The sequence below is a fragment of the Roseburia sp. AF25-13LB genome (assembly GCF_003478915.1).
Classification (GTDB): Bacteria; Bacillota; Clostridia; order Lachnospirales; family Lachnospiraceae; genus Roseburia_C; species Roseburia_C amylophila.
Genome location: NZ_QUFO01000026.1, coordinates 1 through 2,560, shown reverse-complemented (window position 1 = coordinate 2,560; position 2,560 = coordinate 1). Strand labels below are relative to the sequence as shown.

The window sequence follows — 2,560 nt, the reverse complement described above, 5'->3', positions numbered from 1 at the left end:
TTGAACAAAATCGCTGCGCGATGGCCTGCCAAGGCTGTGGCGCAGCTTTCTTTTTCTCAATAATAAAATAGGCAATGGCAATTCTTACCAGTATTTGATATTGTAAAGTTACCACACAAAACAATTCAATAAAGAAAGACACCACTGCCTATGAAAAGAATACCATTTGACCGCTTTTCTGACAAGCGGTTTTATTATGCTAATGCACCTCCATGTAAGCAGGGTTTTTCATTAACTACTGATTTTACATGGAGGATTTTATTATGTACGAAGAAATTTTTAATCAGATTCAATCTGCTGCGAATAAACGGAATCTCAAGGATTCCACGATTCATGCATACTGTACCAGTGTTGCTCATTTTTTGAACCACACAGCCAAGGATATAGATGCATTAACAACTGACGATGTTGATATATTCCTAACTGAAAAGAAACTTTCCGGGATTTCACCAGAAACATACAATCACTACCATTCAGGAATCCGCTTCTTTTACAAAAAAATATTGAAGAAGAATTGGGATGATGATGACATACCTCGTATGAAAAGGGACAGAAAGTTACCAACGGTGCTTACAAAAACAGAAATATCAGCTATTCTTGATGCTACGCCAAATCTGAAGCACAAAGCTATGATTGCTACTATGTATTCAGGCGGACTTCGTGTTTCAGAAGTCACACATCTTCATTATGATGATATTTCACGCACGAAAAAAACCATACACATCCGTGATGGGAAAAGTCGCTCTGATCGTTATACTTTGCTTGCAGACCGGACGCTCGAAATATTGACAGAATACTGGTTTCAATGTGGCAGACCAAGAGGGATTTTGTTCCCAAGTTCATGGACAGGGGATTATCTTACAAAAGATAGTGTCATTCAGTTTTTTCGTGAAAGTGCCAAAAGAGCAGGCATTCAGAAACACGTCTCCACGCATTGTTTACGTCACAGCTTTGCAAGTCATCTGTTTGAATCCGGCTGTGATGTAAAATATATTCAAGCGCTTCTGGGACATCGTGATCCAAAATCAACAGAGGTTTATCTGCATGTAAGCAATAAAACTCTGCTTGGAATCAGGAGTCCATTTGATGAGATGGGCGGTGAATGATTATGGAGAAATCATGTACGATACAAGATGTATTTGAACGGTTTTATCCTTCTTATGAAAAGAGGAATAGCCCTCCTGCTCATCATAGAAAAACAGCTTATCATATCATGAACTGTAAAACAGGCGCTTTTGGTGTAAACATCAGTGTTTGTGAGGACTGCGGATGTATCAGCATTCATAATAACTCCTGCAGAAGCAGATGCTGTCCCATGTGCCAGGAGTTTCCGAAAGAGAAATGGATTGATGCACAAAAAGAGAACGTACTTGATGCACCCTATTATCATGTAGTATTCACAGTTCCTGAGGAATTGAATTCCATCATTTACAGCAACCAGAAGCTGTTGTATGATGCACTGTATCGTGCTGCCTCAGCAACCTTGAATGAATTGGCAAAAGACGCAAAGTACCTGGGAGCTAATATAGGGTATATCTGCATTCTTCATACCTGGGGTTCTGCAATGAATTATCATCCTCATATTCATACCATTGTTCTTGGAGGTGGGCTTGATGATGAAAATAAATGGAAAGAAACAGGTGGAAAATTTTTTCTCCCATATGGTGTTATCTCGAAAGTGTTCCGTGGAAAATATCTGGATGAGTTAAAAAGCCTGTGGAATGATTCTAAGCTTAAATTTCATGGTACAGCAGAGAAATATCAGAACAGCTATCGTTTTAAAGAACTTCTTGATAAGTGTTATGAAAAGAACTGGGTCACTTACTGTAAAGAAACTTTCAATGGTGCACAGTCGGTTATCAATTATCTTGGAAAATATACCCACAGGATAGCAATCAGTAATCATCGAATCAAATCCATGACAGATACGACAGTTACATATGTAGTAAAAGACTATAAAAACGAAGGCTGCTGGAAAGAGAAAACAATTTCAGGAGAAGAATTCATCCGTCGATTCATGATGCATGTTCCTCCCAAACGATTTGTCAGAATCCGGCACTATGGTCTGCTATCATGTAGAAACAAGAGAAAAAAGATAACTCATTGCAGAAACCTGCTTGGATGTAAGAAATACATTTCTACATTAAAAAATCTAAATGCAGTAGAAATGATAAGGGTTTTATATCACATCGATGTATGCAAATGTTCTTCTTGTGGAGGGAATATGGTATCACCCCGCAAAGATAAATACAGTTCTTCTTTTCGTGCACATATGAGATGTTAAGATCTACAATTGCATAGAATAAATGACTTCCTCATAGGAGGTTTGTTTGTCATGCCTGAAATTGATTTCTTGAATAAAAAAACTTTTACCAAAACATCCGGTATGATAAACTTAAGGAAAAGAGCAACGATTGAATCCCCATAGCTATCGGCTAAAGGGACGCGACTTTGTTCACCAAGGTAAAATCGAAATTGATGTAAACGAAAGGGCAGTTTTTATCAGAACTCAAGGCTGCTTTTTCGTTTACACCAACTCCGATTGTTTCCTTAACAGTTT

The 2,560-nt window shown here is 38.1% G+C and carries 2 protein-coding genes; both read left to right on the top strand.

The genetic code is table 11. The features are described from left to right. Positions 1 to 263: 263 nt before the first annotated feature. Entirely contained in the window at positions 264 to 1,106 is an 843-nt protein-coding gene (locus tag DWY37_RS15600; RefSeq protein WP_015515804.1) for a tyrosine-type recombinase/integrase, read from the top strand. 2 nt (positions 1,107 to 1,108) lie between these two features. Continuing rightward, positions 1,109 to 2,284: an IS91 family transposase gene (locus DWY37_RS15595; protein ID WP_330419840.1), complete on the top strand. Its 1,176-nt coding sequence runs from the start codon at positions 1,109 to 1,111 to the stop codon at positions 2,282 to 2,284. Positions 2,285 to 2,560 lie beyond the last annotated feature (276 nt).

Excerpts from the sequence above, each read along its gene's own strand:
- DWY37_RS15600 (WP_015515804.1), top strand. The coding sequence starts at position 264 with ATGTACGAAGAAATTTTTAATCAGATTCAATCTGCTGCGAATAAACGG.
- DWY37_RS15595 (WP_330419840.1), top strand. The coding sequence starts at position 1,109 with ATGGAGAAATCATGTACGATACAAGATGTATTTGAACGGTTTTATCCT.